Genomic DNA, 23000 nt, shown 5'->3' with positions numbered 1-23000 from the left:
TCGCACCTTTCCTAAAAATAAGATTATGGGGTGCCATACCCCGAGATAGCTATGCTATCTAAAGCATAGGTTCTTCTTCTTACTCGATTGTCGGAATTTCCTTCGATGACTTGGACCATTCCGCCCCCTGCATATTCCACAATTCCGACAAAATCCTTGCCAGTTCTTCCACCTGACCAATCAAAGAAAATAAGATCACCAGATTGTGGTAAATACTCTTCATCATGACGTTTGAATTTTTCATTTTCGTAGAACCAGTCTCTCATCGCTAATACATTTGGCGTCTTCAATACTTTATTTTGACTGATGTAACCTGCTTGATCTGCTACCCATGAAACGAACATCGCAGACCATTCTGCACGATTTTCAAAACCAAACCAGCGCCAATATTTATCACCATTCAAATTCCCTAACTCTTCTCTAGCTATTTCTACCATCCGTCCACTCTCGACCATGATATTATTCGTTACAAGTTGCGCATAAAACATATTTCCATAATCATATCGCCACGTATAACCAAACAGCAACGCAGTAGGATTGTGATACGGAACGGTTTTTCCATTACTTTTATCTCGGGCAAAGATTCTGCTGTCATCAAAGGAGTAATCACTATTTCTTCGGATCAAGTCATCTAAATAACCTTCTCCAAAGTTATATGCCTGGACGGCAGCTCGCTCATTCTTCTGGTTTTCCTGTGCTTTTTTCAGAAGACGAGCAAAATAACGTACGCCAACTTCGATGGATTCTTCTGGACTCCTAATGGAATTTGGCGGTCTTCCTTGTGATTCACTGGCTTGCATGATATCAGGAAATTCTTTCTCATTCCCGCCTGTTTCTACCCAGATAATGGATAAAATCGCATTTTCATACCCTTCGATATCATTCTTCTTTGTTTCTTCAGCCACTTTCTCCCGCCATTTCGTAACAGAAGCTGGTGGATTGATCAGTTCCCCTCTCAACCCTCCGCCACTGCGGAAATAACCGAGATTCGTCTCATGAGCAAAAGAAAGATTATCGATATATACTGCTGGATATAGTGGCGGATCTGCGTGCCAGAAACGATAAAGTTCCATATCCATAAGCAAATTACCACCATTATCAGAACGAGTATATCCAATAAGATCACCTGCAGATAATCGCTGCCCTGAACGTAGTCCAGGTACAAGATCGATATTTCGATAATGCAGATAAAATGAGAATTCATTGATATAAACCCACGTGCGTAAACCAGTTCCGTCTCCTAAAATACTACCGATGGTTTCTTCCCCCATCGCATAGACAGGTGTGCCAGGCTCGGCTTCCAAGACAATATCTACATGTTGATCGTCTGGATTTCGTCCACGATATCCGTAATTTTCGATTACACTTGCGTAATGAGTGGCCCCGAATGGATTAAGTAAAAAGATTTTGTTTTCAAAGCGATCTAAATCACTGATTGGATAATATTTATCAACTTCCTCTTCATCGAATGCAGATACCCTACCATAATAAGGGTCATCATCGGAAGGGAACATTCCTCGCAGGGTATAGACATCTACTTCCGGGTCTGAATCTAGCATTTCCCCTAATGTCTGGATATTGATGTTGATCGTCACGATATTTTTTGTTTCTCTTTTGACTTCGACTTTCTCTTCCCCAGTTTCTTCGTCAATCGTTACTGTTGTTGTTTCGATTTCTTTTCCTAGTTCAGCAAGCGTACTGTAGTTATATACCATATCATGGATAGCAAGGATTTCATCTCTGACTCGATTGACACGGACTGGTTCTTGCGTCAATGGATGGGGGGCATCTTTGAATATGGCATAGATAGTTCCTCGACTAGTCCAAGGAATCCAGTGACCAGTTTTTTGCCCGATTCTTTCCCGATATTTCGCTATTGCTAATTCATCGATATCGTAATCTTCGAATTTTGCATTCAAATAGTATAAGTAACTGTCGCCATTTGATGAGTATAAAAATGTTTCTGGATCAGATTGGACACCGTTGACATGGAAGTATACTTCATCGAATGCTTCGTCATTGATCAAATTTTGGTAAGCATTGTAGACATTTCTATTTTTAAGAGCATCTAGTTGAGTGACATAGCGATAAGCTTCTTCCAACGCCATATCTTCTGTCTTCACGACGAATAAACTAGCAATAAACATGAAAATCGTGATAATTACAGTGATGACCGTAATGACTATTGCCACGATGGTTATGATGATAATCAGTTTCAACAATATCGGTACTAAAATAAACAGTGCAATCAATAACCCGATTAAATTCAAGTTGCCGTCCCCATCTCGTCCTACCTTATCGATCACTAATTCCTTTATCTGTGAACGAAAACGATTTTTAGGCGAAATATTTCGTTGTAATGAACGGTCTACTTTATGTTTTAGATTTTTCACACTGTATGTGCTTGCTCGACCAGACTGTCTCTTATATTTCTGGCTGGTTTGACCCGTTTGCTTCGATTGAGCAGAGAGAGTCGAACGCTGATGTTTTCTCTTATATGTTTGAGCAGTTTTGGACTGTCTGTTGATTTTAGTCTGATTTTGCTTCAAAGAAGCTTTTTGCGCCTCACTGACATAGCCTTTATATGACAGGTCTGTTTGTAAAGCTTGTTTACGGAACTTTTGCTTACGAATAATCGTTTGTGTTGTCTGCGTGCTTTTTTTATCAGAAATCACACTATTCCGATAAGTCTGCTCATTCGGTTTTTCCCGTTGGATGATATGTTGTTGGTTCGTTTGGCGAGCATTTTCCAACTTTAGCTCTTTTTTTGATTTTAAAAGTAATTGTCTTCTTCGAAATAACTTTTGCTGTTTCGCGATTTTTGGATTGCGCACTGCGACAATTCTTTTTTCGAGAAGCATGGCACGAAGGCGTTTTTTACGCGTATTCGAAGTTATCAGTTTTACTTTTTTCCCGTTTTTTTTCTTCAACCGAATGTTTTTCTTTTTCTCACTACTCGTTTTGAAGACTTTTGTTTTTGATGATTTCTCACCGTTTCTATTTAAAATAATATTTTCTGCTTTAGACTTGGAAGTGGAGATGCTTCCTTTCTCATCCTCTCTTTCGTTATCCAGTTCAATATTTCCTCTTGGATTTTCCAAATCAGCCACTATCACATATCCTTTCTGCTTGTTTTTGCTTTATTATGTTTCTCCAGGCTTGGTCGACATCATTTTGTACAGCTTCGTATCTTTCGGAAAATGATCATAAAACGGGAGAGTGGTATCCCCAAATACCATTAATCCATAGCCTTCTGGAGAATTGACTACGTATTTCTCCTGTTCTTCCGAGATATCGAATAATCGAACGAGCTGCGTCCTGTCTGATTTAGCCTGATTGAGCATCATAACGAAGTCACTGTTAGACAGCATTCTTCGTGCAAGATCCGATAGCAGCAATGTCTCCACGTTCTGAGTAATCCCTGTTGGAATGGCCCCCCATTTTCTTGCCCGGCTCCATAATTCAAAGAAATAATTTTCAGAGTATTCATTGGTGAACAATAACTGCATTTCATCGATATACAGCCACGTACGTACACCACGTTCCCTGTTTTCCGTGATTCGATTCCATACTTGGTCTAAAACAATCAGCATCCCCATTGTCTTTAATTGTTTCCCTAAGTCTTTGATATCGTAAATCACAAGACGTTTGGTTATATCCACATTGGTTTTTGCAGAAAATACCGATAAGCTTCCTTCAATATAAATCTCCAAATCCATGACTAGCTGTCTCGCTTCCTCTTCTTCCTGCTCTTTCAATATGTTATAGAAATCCACAAAAGTGGGTGTATCACCGCTCATTAATTCATACGTTCTACGACAGACTCGGTCGATTAACGTTTTTTGTGTTGAACTCAAGCCTAGAGCCCCTCCAATGATCAAGTCGAAAAGAGAAATCAAAAATTCTGATTTTAATACAACCGGATCAGTATCATCTCCATAATTGTCATTGATGTCCATGGGGTTGATAGTCGTTGCAGAATCACTGGATATTTTGATGATCTCACCATTGAAATTCTGACCGATGACCGAATACTCCCGCTCTGGATCAATAATAATGACTTCATCTTCTGCATCTCGCAGTAAGACATTCACGATCTCACGCTTGACTGAGAAACTTTTTCCTGACCCTGGTGTACCTAGCACAAAGCCGTTAGGAGCTTTCAATAGCTTTCTGTCTAGTGAGAGTATATTTTTGGAAATAGCATTCACTCCATAATATTTCCCGTTTTCTTGGATCAAATCAGAGATCGTAAAAGGAATAAAAATCGCTGTACTGGCTGTTGATAGCGTACGATCTAGCGGTATCGAATTTATTCCTAGCGGGAGTGTCGCATTTAGTCCATTCTCCTGCATAAATTCTAATTCAATGATCTTGAATCCAAAACGACGTCCTACTGCATTCACTTCGTCTTGGATCTCCGCCAGCTGTTGGGTTGTTCCTGCCCGAAAATGAATCGAGCTTGTCATCGCATAAAGCTTCTGACCTCTATTTTGCAAATCATCTACCAAGCCTTTTGCTTCTGTTAATGAATACGAAAGGTCATAAGAAAGCATTTCGTAATCATATCCGTTTTGCAGTGCCTTTTTTTGTTCATCGACTTTTTGCTGTTCCATAAAGGCTAGCTTTGTTTTTACCAAATCAAAAGCTTCATCTTGTTCTAACGGGTCGATATGAAGAGTGATCACTAATTCTTTAGGGATCTCCAGTAGTTCATATAAAAATGTATCAGCTAATTCAGATGGATATTCTTGGAGATAAATCGTTTTTGCATAATGCGTATCTACTTTTAGATAGTTTTTGTTTTCTTTTATCTCAATGACTTCTGGCAATACATCTTCGACCCTTTGCTTTTCTCTTTTGTCATCTGTCCCTAAAATCTCTGAGAGGATTGTCAATAATTCTGTTTTTTCGATGCGCTTGATCTTGCTTCCTAATCGACTGGCAAACATTGCAAAGCGATCAGCCACCATTTCTAATTCTTTTTCTGCATGTTCTATCCTTGTATGTTTCTGGACAAAAGTGAACAAAATACATTTTCGATACCCATTTTTTTCTTCGTCCAATTTTCTAGAGATGACTTCATTCATTTCTGATCGATAGTCATCTAAAAAATCACCTTTTTCCTGATAGTAAAGGACTTTTTGCAAGTCTGCCAAAGGACGTTTCTTTTTATAAACTGTCAGTTGCAACTTGGTTTTACTACTTAAAGAATTCAGAAAATCACAGTATTGAGAAAAAATCTCGATTTGATGTTCTTCTGAAGATAACTGGTAATTGATATCTTCTAATTCAATCGTTGTAGAAAAGGTAATCTCGTCGATTTGACAAATGCCACTAGGATAGATTTCCTGAAACGTAAAAGTAGCTCGCAAAGGATCTGTCTCTTTTATTTCTTTTGTTTTCTTCCCGCCTTTTTGTGTTTTTGGTTCATTGTTCTTCAATTTTTTCTTTAATTTCCTCGTTTGAGTAAGTGACTTCAACTTCATCATGTTTCTTGTCCGCCTAGATCTTTATTTGCTTCTATATTTGCTTCTATATTTGCTTCTCCAGTTTGTTCTTTCTCTTCTTTTTTGCTTTTCTCTCCCATTTTCGTCTCCTGCTTCAGCCTCACACCGGGTGAAAAATGGTACTTGAAGAACTGTTTGATATATACTTCAAAAGTCAATCCATTGCGCTTGAACCAGCCAAACGAAACGATTGGTATCGATGAAAGGATCATCAACCAACTGGTGATTTCCATCGGGATCTTCAACCACGCGATGAAAATCAGACTGATCACGATATTTACTCCAGCAGCGATACTTAGGCAAAGTAACTGCTTTAAAGTCATACCAGCGATTACTTTTTCTTTGTATTCTTTGATATCTTTTGGTACTTTTACTTCGACAGCCATAAATCCTCCTTATGATGCAGAGAGCAATGTTTTTGCCCATCCTTTTGTTTTATTGATTGAAAGCAGTAGAGCAAGCATATAAATGGTCAATCCCATGATGATCCCCCAGATTCCGCTACCGACTTCTTCCATGATTTTTATAAACAAAAGCGGATAGATAACTAAGACCAAGCCAATAAATGTTGCTTGTAGTCCCGTGGCCGCAAAATTCTTGAAAAAGCTTTTCGACATTGCTGAAAATTCCTGGTTTGGAAGTGCCCCCATCGGGATTGGTGCCATCGCACAAAAAATATAAAGTTCCAAGAATCTTAGATAGATCGTCACTTGGATCAACACTCGCACAACAAGTGAAACCAAAAACATGATACACATGACTAATAGAATAACTAGTTGTTCCCACCATGAGAGGTCGGCGACTGCTGAACTTACCCGATCTGCCACATTATTCAGTACACCATCATTTCCGATCTCGATCACTCTGGCAGTCAAGTTGCTGGTAATAATGATGATTCCATCTAGTATGTCTTGAATTCTTAAAATTACTATGTAACAAAGCACGAATTTAATCAGTGCTTTCATAATCATCTCGAATCCAAGCATAGGGGCACCACCTGCCCCTTCTACTTTCATTGAGATCTTCTGGAACTCCAAAAGAACAAAAATAGCCAATATTGATAAGGCAATCGGTCCTACTACATGTTGCTGCAGCCGCATAACCAAACTGTATGCATCATACATATAAGACTGCAGATCCTGACTCAACATAGCTTGCAAATCATCTCCATTCAGATAAGTAATAATCTGATTGAAGAGACTCATTATCGCTGTGTGCATACGCTAAACTCCTATCATCCTCATTGTATTCAAACTCATGGCAACAAAGAACTCATATCAAAGGATGTAGCAAACCAGCCTGCAGCCACTAAGATCAAACCGCCACCTACAATTTGCCAAATTCCCTGCTGTAGCTGAGGGCCATTTTTATCTTTTAAGGCACCTGCCAAAATAATTGTTCCCCAAATCAGCCACAAACCGCCTCCAACTAAAGTAAAACGTGAAACTAATGTAAATACCTGTTGTAATAATCCTGAATCCATAATAATTACAATCTCCTTTGCTAATTGATTTTTATTTTTAAAGCCTAATTTCAGTATAGCTAAAATTTTCCCTTACTCTCTCACAGTTATTTCTAAGTTCAGAAAATTTTGGAACGTTTCAGAAAACACCTTTCTTAGTCATTTTCACATGAGGAAAGAGTTCCAGAAGTACCTTCTTATTTCTTGAAGCTTACCACTTCTGTCACAACCTCTCTCATAATCAAACTGTCTCTCTCAAGGCTTCCTCGTCATAGTTATCGTCATGTTCTTCTTGATACTCATCATACAAATCAGCTTCCTCATCAATCGTGTCATCTGCTTCGTATAATGTCTCGTCAAAGTCTGAGAGCAACAGTTCATCTGACTCATAAGGCAACTCCTCTTGTCCAGGAAGCAACTGCTCCTCTTGCTCGGAAAAATCTCGCGTATACATATATTTCTCTGTGACGTCTCCGAGTTTTTTATAATTCTTGTGTTTAGTGATGTCATATTTTGAAGATAGAAACGGATGGGCTCCTCGAATTTTCAGAATACATTCTTGACCTTTCAAACTTGCGACTTCATCAGGGTCCATCAGGTTTCTTCCTAGTTTTTGGAAACTTTCATTGAATGAGCCATTTGCCCCCTTCGTCACACTGATGTTTCGTTGTTCGATCGTTTCTTTACCCAATAATTTAGAGATATATTCATGGGTGCTTTGTTCCATCCCTCCCAAGTACAAGAAGGTATCGCTTGTCCCGATGATTGTTTCCCATGTGTTCTTATACAATGTTTTCAGCTGACTGATATTTTGCAGGATCACACTTGTCGAGATTTCCCGACTTCGGACAACAGATATCACTTTTTCAAAATCTGGGATCTGACCGATATTGGCAAATTCATCAAGAATACAGCGTACGTGAACAGGCAGCCGTCCTTTGTATTCGTTGTCTGCTTTGTAAACTAGCATGTCAAATAACTGCTGGTACATCATGCTGGCCAGAAAGTTGAAACTCGTGTCTGTATCTGGTAATAAGATATACAAGATAGTTTTCTGATCTCCAATCGTATCCAATGCTAGTGTGTCTTTGGAAACAAGCTGTCTGACACTTGGTATGTCAAATGGTGCCAGACGGACCCCCAAGCTGACTAAAATACTTTTCGTTGTTTTTCCTGCCGATAATTTAAAGATTTTGTATTGTGCAACAGCAAAATTCTGCGGGTCCTTTTCTTCTAATTCTTGGAATAAAACATCTAACGGACTGACAAAGTTTGGTACGTCTTCATCAATATCAGCTAATCGGACTAATTCGATCACACTTCCTAATGTACGATCTTCCTCCACGACCTCTTGGATCAGATAACTAAAAATGGCCATCAGCAAAGCCGTCTCTGCTTTTTCCCAGAATCCATCTCCACCTTTTTTATCCGGATCAGTTGTATTCTTGATCAAGTTGTTGATGATCTTTAAGATATCATCTTCATTTCTGAGATATTTGAAAGGATTATAGTAGTCGGTTGCTTTCCGGTTGATCAAATCAAAAATCTTGATCTTATACCCCGCTTCTTCAAACATTTTTCCTGTCTCCATCAACAACAATCCTTTGGAGTCACTGACAACATAGGAAGAATGCATCTGCATCAGATTAGGTTTTACAAAGAACCGCGTTTTACCACTTCCGGCTCCTCCTACCACGACGATATTTTTATTACGGTTGAAGTTGTCTCTTTTTGTGATCTTCATTCGACCAGATAAAGACAGACTTTCTGTTTTCGTCAATAAGATATTGAAGTCTTTCTTTTTATCGATAAATGGTCTGATATCTCCAGGCTTCCCCCATCGCGCGCTTCCATATTCTTCGTTTGGTCTGGTATTTTTACTATCAAATGTCTTATATAAAACGAGCAATATATAAGCAATCCCAAACACAAAGCCTGACAGTAATGACATTTGTGCGAATTCGATATGGATGGTGAATTCCGCTATTTCTGCAAAGCTCTGATTGATTGCTTCCATGATCCTATCTGCTAGCTCCAATGAAGCAAATCCTTCACTTAAGAACAGAAAGACGATCCGATTTCCAAAATAAAAAAGTATGCTAAAGACCAATAGATGGAGGCTAAAAATTATAAAGCGTGAATTTTTCACATGACTCTCCTTTTCATTTTTTCTTCTGTTTCATTTAATGGACTATCTGCTCCTTTTTTGGAGTTGGTTGACTGTTGCTTCTGGTACGTGCTGGGCTGTTTCTATTGCTATCATCTTTTCCGTTTTGATTACCTGCCCTAACAACTGCATCTTGTTTTAAATCTTGAAATTGACGTGACCCTGTTACTGGTGAAACTTGAGAAGACGCATTTCGATTATTCTCTGTCAATTTTTGATTTATAGGAATTACTTTGTTAGGTTCTTTTACTTGTTGGTTATCTTTTGAGTATGCAAACAAGTTGGAGTCTATGGATCCAAGAGAACTTTGAGAACTTTGAGAACTTATTGAGCTTCTTTTGGCACCTAAAGCATCCTGAGAAACTACTAGGCTTGTTCGAGAAATATCTGACGAGATGCCTTGTTCTTTTGCTTCTTTCATTTTTGAATCTTTAGTTACTTCTTGTACCTCTTTCACTTTCTCTTCTTTTTGATTCGAGAGGTCAAATGTACGAAGTGCTTTTTCTAATTTTTGATCAAAGTTTTTCTCTTCTCTTTTATTCAAATGATTTTCTACTTTTTTCAATCCAAATTTGTCGATCAGTTGCGCCCCGATACCCACAGAAGTCCCCATCAACGCTACAGTTCCAAGGGTAAATATACCGGCCCCAACTAGTCCTGGTGCGATGATTGGCATGAGGAATACAGAAGCTACTGCAATCAACGTACTTCCGCCTACTATGATCGCTAGTGTCTTCCAATTGTTCTTCAAGAAATCTTTCGTTTTGGCTTTCCAATCTTTTTTCGTGGAAGGTTCTAGACTTGGTTCTGCCGTTTTTTCTCCTTTAAGCGTTTCTTTGCCTTTTTCATTTGTCGTTATATCTGTTTTCTTTGCTTCTTTTTCTGTTTCTTTGACTGCTTCTTTTGTTACTTCTTTTGTTACTTCTGGCTGCTCTTTTTCTTTTGTCAGTCCTTTATTTAGTTCTTCTTTATCTTTCTGAGCTTCGCGTCGATTGGCTATTTTTTTCCTCGCATAATTGATCAATTTAGGGACATAATAACTGGCACAAAAGAAAGAAAAAGCAGTAATCGCAACTGGTGCCGCATAGAGACTAACCGTCAGAGCTGGTAAAATCATCACTGCCCAACTCACAAATAAAGGGTATGCCGCCAAAGGCCATAGATGCAACGCTCGGCGGAGCCAACGCATTTTTTTAGAATGTGGGAATAGTTCTTTTTTTAAATCTTTGATATCCATGCTTTTGATCTTTTCGATATCTGTTTTGATCTTGTCAGTATCTGCTTTGATATTTTCAACAGTAGCGGATTGCCCCTTTGGCAGTTGGATCATTTCGGGCTTCCACGTTTTAGGGTCATCTAACTGGGTCTTCAGTTTTGCGAGTTCGGCTTCATTTTCTTGGATCTTCTTATCTATCGCATTTAATTCTGGTAAATGTTTTGCTTTTTTAGGAATGATACCAAGTATTTCTCTTTGTTTTTCAATCGTCACTTGGAGCAGTTCTTGTCTAGCTTTTAAGTTTTCGCCGATTGCTGTATGTAAAGCATCTTTAGTTGATTTATCCGGCTCCTCTTTCTTGTCTCTTTCAGGTGTATCTTGCGTCTTTTTACCACTATCTGGTACGTCTGTCCGAGACTCTCCAGGATCGCTAGCAGCTCTTGGACGAGGTCCATTTTCCCGTTTTTGGCTAGGTTGCTCTTGAATGATAACGTTCGGCTCAATAGGATGAGGTGCTTTCTCTGACTTTTGTGTTTCTTGTCTCTGCCATAATGGATCACGTGGCATAGGTGGTGGCACTGGAATCCTCGGCTGCACCTTTTCACTATCAGCTCGATGAAAAGGTACACTTTCTTTGACTATTTGGCTAGGCTGCTCTTTTGGGATATCTTCCTTTTTGGGCAGATCTTTGGAGAATTCTACTTGTGCGATAGGAACAGTTCGTGAAGTTGCAACATCAATGGTTTTGATTTGTGATTCAATTACTGTTTTTTCTTTTTCTAGTTTTTCGAGCTGTACAATTACCACATCGTTATTTATTTCCCAACTTTTTCGCCGTTCTTCTTTAGGTGTTGGGAGTAGCATAGGTTTAAGTTCTTTAATTTTCTGTTCTATTACCTCTAAATTTTGAGATAAATGGTTTTTTAGTTTCCTCGATTCCTCTCTTAGTATGTTTACTCTTTTTTCAGCTGCTAGGATAGAATCATTTATGTTGCCGATCAGACGATTGTTTTCTGTCACATTTATTCGAGACAAAATCAGCTTCTCATTCTGATAGGTTTCGGTGTTAAACGTTTGATCGGATGTATAAACAACCGTGCCTTTTTCTTGCTTGATCTTCTCTTGATGGCCAGTGACTTTTTCAAGCTTCTCCTCGAATGTCTTTCTTTCTTGCTCCAACTCAACGAATGGCTTTTCATTTATCTTATTGATGATGCTTTGAAGTTTCTTTTCCTCTGAAAGATAACCATATAACTTTTTTTCTTCCGTTAGAGTTTCGAACTTTTTGTTAATTGCTATTGAAAGGGATTCGTTCAACCCGTTGATATCAATATCGATATTAGTGGTCTTACTTCGTTGTTCTTTGTCGATAATAGACAGATCTTTTGTAAATCTTTCGTCTTTTAGGTCATATTCCAGAAGTTCAAATAACTTTTGATTGATTGGTGTAAGCATCTTTTTTACTTCCTCTCAGATTTTTACTCTATATATTGTTGTGGTTAACGACAAATTGCTTGTTCTTGGGTAAAATCGGTTCGTTTTTTAACTTATTTGTCTTGTCTGCATCCTTGGAAGCATCTGATATCCGATTGGCAATAGTCCCATATTGTCTATTGCTTTCCCTTGATGATGTAGATGAAATAGCTGAAAGATTACTCTCTCTTTTGTTGGCTTTGCATTCTTTGTAACACTTGTATCCTGCAACTGGTAATAAAACAAGGGTTCTTGCCACGTAATACAATGCTTTGATCATTGAGGCCAATATTCTGAACGTAAAGGATAAAATACAAAATAAACCGATTAACTCTTTCATTTTCGTTCCTCCAGTGTTTTTATTTTTATCTTAACGCTGAAAATTGTCTATACCACACCTACTTTTTCCGAAATAATAATTTATTGGCAACTCTTTTCTCATGTGGAATGAAGAAACGTTTCCAAATTATGCCAGAAAGCATCCGTCGGTACTTTAGAAATTTTCAGAATGGCAGAAGATATGCGATTCAAATTCAAATTCACATCGGTCAATACTAGGTCATATTGGTTGATCAGTGTATAGTCTAAAGAAAAAACATCTTTTTCATAAATATCGACTTTCTTAAAAGAAGGGTACTTATTCAAAATCAAGTTCTTATATAAAATAGGAAGTCCCATTTCTTGTGAACTTAATAACAAAATAGACCGTTCTTTTAGTTTTGGCTCCACTCGATGCAGTAATTCATTCGAAGAGACAATCAGCTCCAACAGTAATTCTTTTAACAAAAGTTCATTTTTCCGTACAGAGGATAAGTTAGAGATGATCAATGCACTTTGATAAGCTTCCCAAATCTGGACTTTTTTCTTCAGGATTTTCTTATAAAAGATATCTGCATAGCTGACTTTGAAAAAAGTCAATTCTTTATAAAAGGTAATAAAACTGGTAAAATGCAAAACCTTTTCAGGTGTGACCGTTTCATTGATATTGGAAAGATAATAGAAATGTTTAAGAAACAGTTCTACTCTTCTGAGCATATACTCATCTGTTTCAGCTGGATTGGTAAAAAGCAGACTGAGATATGGGCTCAAAATATTTTCTATATTTTCTCTACTGATCACAAATTTATAATTTTGATTGATAAGCGTGCAGAAGACGGTATCGCTCTTGATCGTTTCCATAATTGAGTCAACGACAGCTGGCCGATCTGCCAGTTCCTCTTTGGGAATCAGATGGTCGTTCCCGATTCGAATGATCGAAGTAAAAATATAATAAACTGTATAAATGATTTTAGAAGAGCTAGCATCCCGTCCTTGCTTGATCAAACAGCGTTTCAACATTTTATAAATCATTTCAAAATAAGGAAGATCTTTTTCTTTGCAGATTTCTTTGAACATACTTGAGAAAAATTTGCGAATATAGATTTCATCACCGATGATTTGTAGTCTGGTGGTTAAGATGATTTGTATATCTAATCTTTCTTTTGAAAAGTACGTATTTATTTTGGTAATGATTCTCCTGACACTTGTCTTACTCAAAAATAATTTAGCTGAAATCTCAGTTAAAGACGGTTCTGAAATCAGAATGTATTTTAAGACTTCTATATAGATAGAATTATTTAGGATCTTGATAAAAATATCATCTAAATTGAGGTTACTGGGTATTTTCAACGTTACTTCTTTATACTGATTGACCTCGATGTACGCAGGAAAACAAGAAGAATTAAAATTATCAATATCTGCAATAATTGTTTTATCCGTCACTTTTAGCTCTTCCGCAAGGTCGTTGATCTCAGCCATATCCATGCTTAACAAGCAGATCAGCATGATTTGTCTCTCTAGTTGTTTTTCCAAAAATCCTACCATTTTTTACTTCCCCTTTTCTCGTTTGCTATTAAATCTATCCTACAGTTATTTACGCTAGAATTTAGTATTATTTTTTTTCTATTTTGGAAAACCTGTTTCTTAAAAACTGTTTTTGTATGTTATAATTATTATTTTTGGATAAACAGTATAAATAACTATATCTAAGGGAGTATGTATCAAAAAAATAAAAGAAAACGATCTTTTATTTTCGGAAACAAAAAATCGAATGAAGAGCAACTCCCTTGAAATATCATTTTCAACCCTCGAAGATATAAATAAAAAAACAATTTTATATAAAATAATTAAAAGTATAGTTGGTTTAATTTTCATTTAGTAGTTATATTTGCTATTTTAAATAACAATAATCTAAAGAACATAAGCATGATATTTCTATCTAAGCTTTTTATTTATGTTTTATTTTTTTACTGTAAATATAGAGAGTACAATAAGGATTTATAAATACATAATTAAAAATAACTAAAATACAAAATATCAAACTATTTATTTTATGGTTATTTAGTTATTTTAATTAACAAAAACACGAGGTAAAAGCATTCTGTTTTTGCTGTTTATTCTGCCTGTTGCTTAAAATTGTTGAACAAACATACAAATGAATCAATTTTCTCTATAACATGGGATAATAATTAAGAACGACCGAAAAGAAAGGAAGTGAAGGAGCGTTTTATCTATTATTTCTTAAAAAACGCAGATGGAAATATGACAGAAGATATAACTATGCTTGAAAAATTATCAGAAAGACAGTTAAGATTAGCCATGCTTTTGAGTATGGATTCATTTTATTTAGAAGACTTAGCGAAGAAAATTGCTGTAACAAAAAAAACACTCTTATCTGATATTGCTGCATTTAATTTTGTTCATTCTCCGGCATCTATTCATATCAACGAGCATCAGAAAGTTTCTTTGAGATTAACTTGTGAATATAATTTAGAAAGCATCACGAGTACTATCTTAAAACATTCAAGCCATATACAATTGTTGAAAATCATTTTGATGCAAGAACCTTGTATTGCTAAACTAGCTGATCAGTTATTTCTAAGTACAGCAAGTATTCGCAGAATCATTATGTTTCTGAATGAATCCTTTCAAAAGCGAGGATTTCTTTTTAGAATCCACACTACTCCATATGTACATATTCAAGGTGAGGAGAGACAAATACGTTTTTTTTACTGCAGTTTATTTGAGGAGATCTATACACCGGATCAACTTCCTCATTACCAAATATTGTCTGCAGCTATCAAACGATACATGAAACTTTATCCTCCATTAAACAAACTATCTGGCCACAAACAGCTGTTTTTGATTTATTATTTTTTGATTTCTATTATCCGGATCGGAAAGAAACATAAATTATCCGATCAGTTGAAAAGCCAACCTCTCGAAATGGATATTGATTTATTTTTTGAGCGAACGAAAAATAACATTACATTTTGCTCCGTTATGGAGAAAAATTATCATTTCTATTTAACTAAAGAAACAGCTAGTGAACTTTTGCGTCCAATCAGCCAAATGATCCATTTTGCTTCTGTAAAGGCGCCAGCTCATGAAATCAAAAAATTAAGAAACTTGTCACAAAATTTCTATCGTTCTTTATCTACTGATACGATGTTATCTGATCAGCAATTAAATTACTTGTATCATTTGATTTCTTTCAAGAAGGAGTTTTTACCTTTTCTACCCAATTCCTTTAAACAATTCTTTGTGATCGTCTTGAAATCGGATCCACTCATTCTTTCTTTTTATGAACAAGCATTGGTGGAAGAAAATTATTCGTTTATTCTAACCAATCGTCTATTATATGAAGAATTGCTGGAAGAACTGGTTTTGCTGTCTCCAGCTCTTATTGATCGAATCATTCCAAAAAAAAAGACATATACAGTCATGATCCTTTCTTCTCAAGAACCGAAAGTTTGTTTCTTATATAAGGAATTGTTAACTAAAAAATTTCCTGAGATAAAAGAAATAAAAGAATATCAGGATAGCTTTTTTGATTTGAACTATCGGTTGATCAATCAATATGATTTGGTTTTGACTGACTTTCCTTTAGATAGGAACCAGCTGAATACGAAGATGATCAAAATATCCAACTTCCCTACTTATTCGTTTTGGGAAAATATCGAAGCAATCTTACATAAATAGTTAAAAAACAAAAAACCAGAAAATCAGTATACTGATTTTCTGGTTTTACATTGGTTTATTCAATAAAAAGCTGCTGGAACTGCTAGTATTAAATTATCGCATCGTTACGAATTCTTCCGCTCCTGTTGGATGGATGGCTACTGTATTATCAAAGTCTTCTTTAGTTGCGCCCATCTTGATAGCCACAGCAAAACCTTGTAGCATTTCATCGACACCTACACCAATAGCATGCAAGCCGACAATTTTTTCTTCTTTTCCGACGCAAATCAATTTCATTTCGCATTTTTGACGATATTCATTCAAAGCAAAGTACATTGGAGTAAAGCGTGAACGATAAACTTTCAGGTCATTTTCTCCGTATTTTTCCAATGCTTCTTCTTCTGTCAATCCAATCGTTGCAATTGGTGGATGCGTAAAGACAACTGTCGGAACAAGATTATAGTCCAGATAAGAATCTTTCTTCCCATTAAACAAACGTTCCGACAAACGTCGGCCAGCTGCGATTGCAACAGGAGTCAAGTCTAATTTACCGATTACATCACCAACCGCAAAAATATGTTCATCCGTTGTGTTTTGGTATTTATCTACTTTAATAAATCCTTTTTCGTCCAATTCGACATTTGTATTTTCCAGACCTAAATTTTCAGTATTCGGTACACGCCCGCCTGCAAAAAGGACACAATCGCCAGTTAAGGTTTCGCCATTTTCAAATAACACCGTGTATTCGTCATCATTTTTAGTGATTTCTTTAGCAATATGATGTGCGTAAGTCTTGATCCCAGCTTCTTGGTACATTTGGATCAGATTGTCCGAAAGCATGTTATCAAACGTTCTAAGTGGACGTTCTTTTCGGTATGCCCACATGACTTCACTACCTAAACCACGAAATACACCTGAAAGTTCAGCTGCGATGTATCCAGCACCTAAAACAATTGCTCTCTTAGGTAATTCCTTTAATTCAAAAAATCCATTTGAATCAATGGCGTACTCACCACCAGGAATGCTCATCTTGCTTGCACGGCCTCCAGTTGCAATCAAGATTTTAGGCGCATGATAAGTTTCACCGTTTACTTCGATCGTTTGACTATCGATAAAAGTAGCATATCCTTTTATAGCCTCGACATGATTGCTATCTAATCCTCTTTGGTAAGCACCGTGTAGAAAATCAATATATTTTTCTCGTCTTTCTACTAGACCGGCGAAATCGACACTTTTTAAATCTGCTTGGATGCCGTAACTTGGAGCATCACGTTCAATTGTTTCCAAAATCGTACTTGCTTGCCACATGACTTTTTTAGGTACACAACCGACATTGACACAGGTTCCGCCTAATTCATTTGCTTCAATCAGCAAAACTTTTGCGCCATGCATCCCTGCTCTGTTTGCTGAAGCAATACCGCCAGAGCCGCCACCAATTACGATGTAATCATATATTTGCATTTTGTTCCTCCTTATTGAAGAGATCAATCAAAACCTTTATTTAACGATCCTTTTTCTACAGAAAACAAGTGTAACACTTTTCTTGGATTTTGTATGCGAAGATGCTTGAAACAAGGATGTATCAGCTTTTCTTTATTTGCGTTTCCGGATCATATCTCCAGGTTTTACTGGTTGTGCGACTGGCATGGTCAAAACCATCATTGGATTTGGTGCTCGGTCAATGGATTCGCCTTCTTCATTATGCATGATTTCGACTGTTTGACTGAAATGACTGAATCCTGGACCATAAAATTCGATTTCATCCCCCACAGAGAATAAGTTTCTCTGACGTATCGTAGCAATCTGTGTTGCCTCATCATAAGATAATACTTCACCGACAAATTTATATACTGGGATTTTACGACGTTCACCAAATAATTGCTCGTTTTCAGTTGGTGTATTGTAATAAAAGCCTGTAGCTAACTCTCGTTGTGCCACTTTCCATAACTCGTCGATCCATTCTTGTTTGCAGACATAGTTTTCAGGATCTTCCATATAGCTGTCTACAGCTGCTTTATAGACGTTTGACACTGTAGATACATAATGGATCGATTTCATTCTTCCTTCGATCTTGAAGCTGTCTACGCCGTTTTCAATCAATTCTGGAATATGCTCGATCATGGACATATCAACTGCACTCATCGAGAATTCTTCTTCAATTTCTCCTGTATCAGTCAAACTATTTCGTTCTTGACCAAAAGGCATATCGAACAATCCATATTTCCAGCGACAAGATTGAGAGCATCCGCCACGATTCGCATCCCGCATTGACATATGGTTGGACAATGTGCAGCGACCAGAATAAGAGATACACATGGCTCCATGAATAAATGCTTCGATTTCGATATCCGTATTTTTACGGATCTCTGCCACTTCCTCCATTGAAACTTCACGAGCTAAAACGACACGTTCCAACCCTTCCTCTTTCCAGAATTCCAATGTCTCAAAATTGGTTGCTGAAGCTTGAGTGGATAAATGGATCGGCAGACCTGGAGCTTCTGTCGCGCAAATTTCGATCAAAGCTGGATCAGAAACGATCACTGCAGAAATACCGACATCGCGCAGACTGCGGAAAAATTCCCCAGCGCCTTCTTCATTTCCTTCATGGGTGACCATATTAGCAGCCACGTACACTTTTGCATCGTGTTCTTTTGCAAAAGCAACCCCTTCAGCCATTTCTTCATAAGTAAAATTGCCTGCACGGCTTCTTAAACCATACGCATTTCCGCCAATATATACTGCATCTGCTCCATAATGGATCGCTGTTTTTAACTTTTCCAGTGTTCCTGCTGGCGCTAAGACTTCTGGACGTTTCAATTTTCTTTTTACTGTCATTTCATTCATCATACTCCTTATTTGATAGCAGAAGGATCAATATAAAAGAATCCTGTATCTAATTTACGGTTTTCAGGATGTAATTTGTTGATTTCGCTCGTCAATTTTTCTGCTTTTGCTTGATCCCAGCTGCCTTCTAAAATTTGTTTTTTTGCTTCGGCGAATAGTTGAGTGATATTCACGAAATTTTCGCCTGGAGTAAATAACCCGTCCAATTTCCATGTACGGTAATGATGCTGATAAAGTTCATTCAATTCATTCGAGAGATTTAGATCATTACTGGCAAAAATATGTGTGCCATGACTATCTTCATAAATAGAATAATGTGTCTCTTCTTTTTTAGGTTCCGAGATAAAAAGACCTCTTTCACGATCTTTTTGTTCGTCTTGCTTCGTATAGTTATAGTAATTCTGTAGCAGTGGACGTTTGGATTGATGGATGCATGTAGCACCATACACAAGGATTTCTACAGGGATGTCGAGTTTTTCTTCCATCGCCTTCATCTCTTCAAAAGGAACTTCACGAGCAAGTATTGCGCCAACTGCGCCTTTTTTCGCCCAAAAATTGATTTGACGTGCACTCGTTACTAATGTTTCAGCATCATAAATATACGGTATACGCAATTCAGGATTTTTTTTCATCGTATAAATGATACCTGTATCACCAACTGTGATCACATCTACGTTTATTTCTTTTAAAAAAGCCAAATATTCAGGTACATTTTTCATTTTTTCAGGATGAATGATCCCATTTACAGCAATATTTGCTTTTTTACCATGCTTGTGTGCTAATTCTACTAATTGTCGCTGTTCTTCTCGTGTAAATGAAGCAGGCAGACGCAATCCAAATTGCTCTTCACCGAAATATAGTGTGTCTGCACCTGCAGCAAGCAACTGTTCTGCTTGTTTGATAGTCTCTACTGTGGTTATGAGTTCGATCATAATTTCCTCCTCCTACAACTTCATAATAGTAGCATAGCTCTAAAAACTTTCCAATACTTCTTCTATTTAAAGTCGGATTTTTGAAAATTATTTCACAAAAAGTCAAAATAAAGTTCGATATATTCTGTCCAAATATAAAAAGAGATTGTGACAAAAAACTTGTCACAACCTCTTAATCAAGTCTTACTATTATAAAAATTCAGCTACCTAGACCAAGTACCTATAGGGAACCTACTGTTTCCTTTTTAGGTCCGCGAACATTCAATGTGATCTTTCCTTTTGAAGCACCTACTGTTACGTGGTCACCTAAACGAATCTCTCCGCCAAGCAACGCCTCGCTCAATCGATCTTCAATTTCTTTTTGAAGTGCGCGACGGATTGGACGTGCACCATATTCAGGATCAAATCCGGCTTTCCCGATCACATCGATTGCAGATGGGGTGATTTTCACTTGAATATCTTGTTCTTTCAATCGCTTGATAATCGCTTTACTCATGATTTGGACGATTGTATGGATTTCATCTTTACTCAATGAATGGAAGACGACAGTCTCATCAATTCGATTCAAGAATTCAGGTCGGAAAGCTTTCTTTAACTCTTCTAAGATACGTTTTTGCATGGCTTTGTGATCTTTCGTGACATCTTGGACATTAAATCCGACATTTTTTTCTTCTCGGATTTGTGTCGCTCCGATATTTGAAGTCATAATCATGATCGTATTTCTAAAGTCCACTTTTCTACCTTTAGAATCTGTTAAATGACCATCATCCAATACTTGCAGAAGTAAATTGAAAACATCTGGATGTGCTTTCTCCACTTCGTCTAAGAGAATCACTGAATATGGTTTTTGACGAATTTTTTCTGTCAACTGTCCACCTTCATCATACCCTACGTATCCTGGAGGAGATCCGATTAATCGGCTTGTACTGTATTTTTCCATAAATTCTGACATATCAACACGGATCAGGGCATCTTCGCTTCCAAACATGACTTCTGAAAGTGCTTTGGCCAATTCTGTTTTTCCGACACCAGTTGGTCCAAGGAACATAAATGACCCAATTGGACGGTCAGGATCTTTCAAGCCGCTTCGTGCACGACGGATGGCGCGTGAAACTGCTTTGACAGCCTCATCTTGACCAACCACACGTTCATGCAGGAGACCTTCCAATTCTAACAAACGTTCACTTTCTTTTTTCTCCAACTGCTGTAGAGGGACACCAGTCCACTCCGATACAACTGTAGCAACATCTTCTTCTGTTACACGATCAGCATATCCTTGTTCCTGTTTTGCTTCGATTGCAGAAACTTTTTGTAGCTTTTTACGTAGTGCTTTTTCTTGTCTACGTAATTGCGCAGCATTTTCAAAGTCTTGTTTTTGGATTGCTGCTTCTTTTTCTTGTACTAATTCATCAATTTCTAATTTGATTACAGTTGATTTTGTTAAGTGATCGGTTTGATCCAAACGGACTTTCGCTGCTGATTCATCAATCAAATCAATAGCTTTATCAGGTAGTTGACGAGAAGTGATATAACGAACAGAAAGATTCACTGCTGCCCGCACAGCTTCATCTGTAATCTCTACCCCGTGGTGCTCTTCATATCTTGAACGTAATCCTTGAAGAATCTCTTCCGCTTCTTCAGGAGTTGGTTCATCTACTTGAATTCGTGCAAAACGTCGCTCTAATGCAGAATCTTTTTCGATATATTTTTGATATTCATCTAGGGTCGTTGCTCCGATCGTTTGTAATTCTCCTCGAGCTAACGCCGGCTTCAAGATATTCGAAGCATCAATTGCTCCTTCTGCTCCACCTGCACCAATCAAGGTATGCAATTCATCAATGAATAAGATTACTTGACCATCATTATAGATTTCGTCGATGACTTTTTTCATTCGATCTTCAAATTCACCGCGATATTTCGTACCAGCAACCAAAGATCCCATATCAAGCATCATCAGGCGCTTTTCTTGCATGTCTTCTGGTACTTCTCCTAAAATGATTTTTTGCGCTAGTCCTTCAGCAATGGCTGTTTTACCTACACCAGGTTCGCCCACCAGTACAGGGTTGTTCTTTGTCCGTCGGCTAAGAATCTGAATAAGCCGTTTGACTTCTCTAGAACGACCAACAACTGGGTCCAACTTGTTTTCTTTTGCTAATTTCGTCAAATCGCGTGCTAATGAATCCAGTGTAGGTGTTCCTTGCGGTGTTTGCCGTTTATCTTGTATATTTCTACGACGATTCATTCCCTTTCCACCCGAATCACCAGCTAGTCCCATTTTTTGTTTCAGAACTTGTCGGGCTTTTGAAAGGCTGATACCTAAGTTGATCATGATTCGAGTAGCCATGATACTTTCATCTTTTAATAAGCTCATCAAAATATGTTCTGTTCCAACTTTTTGAGAACCCGTTTTCTTTACTTCGCTGCTAGCTAAAGCAAAAACTTGTTTCATTCTTGGAGAATATGGAAGAAAGACTCCTTTAGGGTAAGAACGGATACCGCCATAACCAATCAGATGTTCAATTTCTTCATAAATTTCTGTCTCATTCAAATCCATTTCACGTAATACTTTTCCAGCAATTCCATTTTGTTCAACTACTAATGCTAGTAAAACATGCTCTGAACTAACTGATTGATGTTTCAATCGTTTTGCTTCTTCTTGTGCAATTTCTAATACCGCTTGGGCTCTTTCAGTAAAAAGTTCTTCCATCTAATCTCACTTCCCATCTTCATAACTTAAACGTTCCAGAAATGCTCGGAGAATCCGAGCACGTGTATGATCTTCAAATTCATTGAAATTCAATGTGTTTTTTGCAATTGCACTTAACATCAAGTTTCCTTCTTTTTTTGTAATTATTTGGTCTTCATAAAGTTTTTGAATAATAGCAAAAGCATTTTTCTCACTGATTGTATCATCAAACAACTGATTTATCTGCTCAAGTAACTGTTTTTTATCTGAAATTCTTACTTTCGCAATTCGTATATAACCGCCACCCCCGCGTTTGCTCTCTACTAAATAACCGCGTTGGATGGTAAAACGGGTATTAATCACATAATTGATTTGAGAAGGAACACAGTTAAAGAGGTCTGCCATTTCAATCCTTCGAATCTCGATCATTTCACTATTTTCCAGAATTTTCTTTATATATGATTCAATTAAATCCGAGGTATTCTGATGTGCCATCTTATTCATTCCCTTTGACTAATATTGACCTTAATTATAACGAATTTGGTAATAGAAAGAAAGAAGAACGCTTTTTGTTAAATAAATCCTTTAGAATCAACAAAAAAAAATACGGAATATACTATTCCGTATCGACGCGCCCAAGAGGAGTCGAACCCCTAACCTTTTGATCCGTAGTCAAACACTCTATCCAGTTGAGCTATGGGCGCATATTTA

15 protein-coding genes and 1 tRNA gene are annotated in these 23000 nt (G+C 37.3%); 1 reads left to right on the top strand and 15 read right to left on the bottom strand.

What is annotated here, in order from left to right:
- Positions 1–23 precede the first annotated feature (23 nt).
- From AB3I00_RS09015 to AB3I00_RS08975, 9 genes are all read right to left on the bottom strand, one after another.
- Positions 24–3110, bottom strand: a complete 3087-nt coding sequence (locus AB3I00_RS09015) for a lysozyme family protein (protein ID WP_368025073.1) — start codon at positions 3108–3110, stop codon at positions 24–26.
- Positions 3111–3143: 33 nt separating this feature from the next.
- Complete coding sequence (locus AB3I00_RS09010; protein WP_070770390.1) at positions 3144–5492, bottom strand: VirB4-like conjugal transfer ATPase, CD1110 family; 2349 nt, start codon at positions 5490–5492, stop codon at positions 3144–3146.
- The gene (locus tag AB3I00_RS09005) at positions 5489–5896 is read right to left on the bottom strand and encodes a PrgI family protein (RefSeq protein ID WP_256924701.1); all 408 of its coding nucleotides are present in this window, start codon (positions 5894–5896) and stop codon (positions 5489–5491) included. Before AB3I00_RS09005 ends, AB3I00_RS09010 begins: the two co-directional genes overlap by 4 nt.
- 9 nt (positions 5897–5905) lie before the next feature.
- Positions 5906–6730 (bottom strand): hypothetical protein, encoded by an 825-nt coding sequence (locus AB3I00_RS09000; RefSeq protein WP_024634752.1) that lies wholly within the window; start codon positions 6728–6730, stop codon positions 5906–5908.
- A gap of 35 nt (positions 6731–6765) precedes the next feature.
- On the bottom strand, positions 6766–6993 hold the full coding sequence (locus AB3I00_RS08995) for a hypothetical protein (RefSeq protein WP_002310588.1): 228 nt from the start codon (positions 6991–6993) through the stop codon (positions 6766–6768).
- 220 nt (positions 6994–7213) lie between these two features.
- Positions 7214–9121 (bottom strand): VirD4-like conjugal transfer protein, CD1115 family, encoded by a 1908-nt coding sequence (locus AB3I00_RS08990; RefSeq protein ID WP_086286372.1) that lies wholly within the window; start codon positions 9119–9121, stop codon positions 7214–7216.
- 34 nt (positions 9122–9155) lie between these two features.
- Positions 9156–11810 (bottom strand): hypothetical protein, encoded by a 2655-nt coding sequence (locus tag AB3I00_RS08985; RefSeq protein WP_368025072.1) that lies wholly within the window; start codon positions 11808–11810, stop codon positions 9156–9158.
- 28 nt (positions 11811–11838) lie between these two features.
- Positions 11839–12168: a hypothetical protein gene (locus AB3I00_RS08980; RefSeq protein WP_368025071.1), complete on the bottom strand. Its 330-nt coding sequence runs from the start codon at positions 12166–12168 to the stop codon at positions 11839–11841.
- Positions 12169–12266: 98 nt separating this feature from the next.
- Complete coding sequence (locus AB3I00_RS08975) at positions 12267–13691, bottom strand: helix-turn-helix domain-containing protein (RefSeq protein ID WP_024634748.1); 1425 nt, start codon at positions 13689–13691, stop codon at positions 12267–12269.
- Positions 13692–14408: 717 nt separating this feature from the next.
- Between AB3I00_RS08975 and AB3I00_RS08970 the strand changes: the two genes are divergently transcribed.
- Complete coding sequence (locus tag AB3I00_RS08970; protein WP_368025070.1) at positions 14409–15848, top strand: helix-turn-helix domain-containing protein; 1440 nt, start codon at positions 14409–14411, stop codon at positions 15846–15848.
- Between the two features lie 93 nt (positions 15849–15941).
- Here AB3I00_RS08970 and gor read toward each other — a convergent pair whose 3' ends face one another.
- From gor to AB3I00_RS08940, 6 genes are all read right to left on the bottom strand, one after another.
- Positions 15942–17288 carry a glutathione-disulfide reductase gene (gene gor, locus AB3I00_RS08965; RefSeq protein ID WP_368025069.1) on the bottom strand — a complete coding sequence of 449 codons (1347 nt, stop codon included), beginning with the start codon at positions 17286–17288 and terminating at the stop codon, positions 15942–15944.
- 132 nt (positions 17289–17420) lie between these two features.
- Positions 17421–18674, bottom strand: a complete 1254-nt coding sequence (locus AB3I00_RS08960) for a U32 family peptidase (RefSeq protein WP_016629233.1) — start codon at positions 18672–18674, stop codon at positions 17421–17423.
- A gap of 5 nt (positions 18675–18679) precedes the next feature.
- Positions 18680–19603 carry a peptidase U32 family protein gene (locus tag AB3I00_RS08955; RefSeq protein ID WP_368025068.1) on the bottom strand — a complete coding sequence of 308 codons (924 nt, stop codon included), beginning with the start codon at positions 19601–19603 and terminating at the stop codon, positions 18680–18682.
- 220 nt (positions 19604–19823) lie between these two features.
- Positions 19824–22310 carry an ATP-dependent Clp protease ATP-binding subunit gene (locus AB3I00_RS08950; RefSeq protein WP_024634745.1) on the bottom strand — a complete coding sequence of 829 codons (2487 nt, stop codon included), beginning with the start codon at positions 22308–22310 and terminating at the stop codon, positions 19824–19826.
- A gap of 6 nt (positions 22311–22316) precedes the next feature.
- Positions 22317–22784 (bottom strand): CtsR family transcriptional regulator, encoded by a 468-nt coding sequence (locus AB3I00_RS08945; RefSeq protein ID WP_002310600.1) that lies wholly within the window; start codon positions 22782–22784, stop codon positions 22317–22319.
- 135 nt (positions 22785–22919) lie between these two features.
- Positions 22920–22993, bottom strand: a tRNA-Arg gene (locus tag AB3I00_RS08940).
- Positions 22994–23000 lie beyond the last annotated feature (7 nt).

It is taken from the genome of Enterococcus sp. C76 (assembly GCF_040886985.1).
GTDB classification, from domain to species: Bacteria; Bacillota; Bacilli; order Lactobacillales; family Enterococcaceae; genus Enterococcus_B; species Enterococcus_B lactis.
Note: the sequence above shows the minus strand (reverse complement) of the source record. Positions and strands in the feature narration are given on the sequence as shown.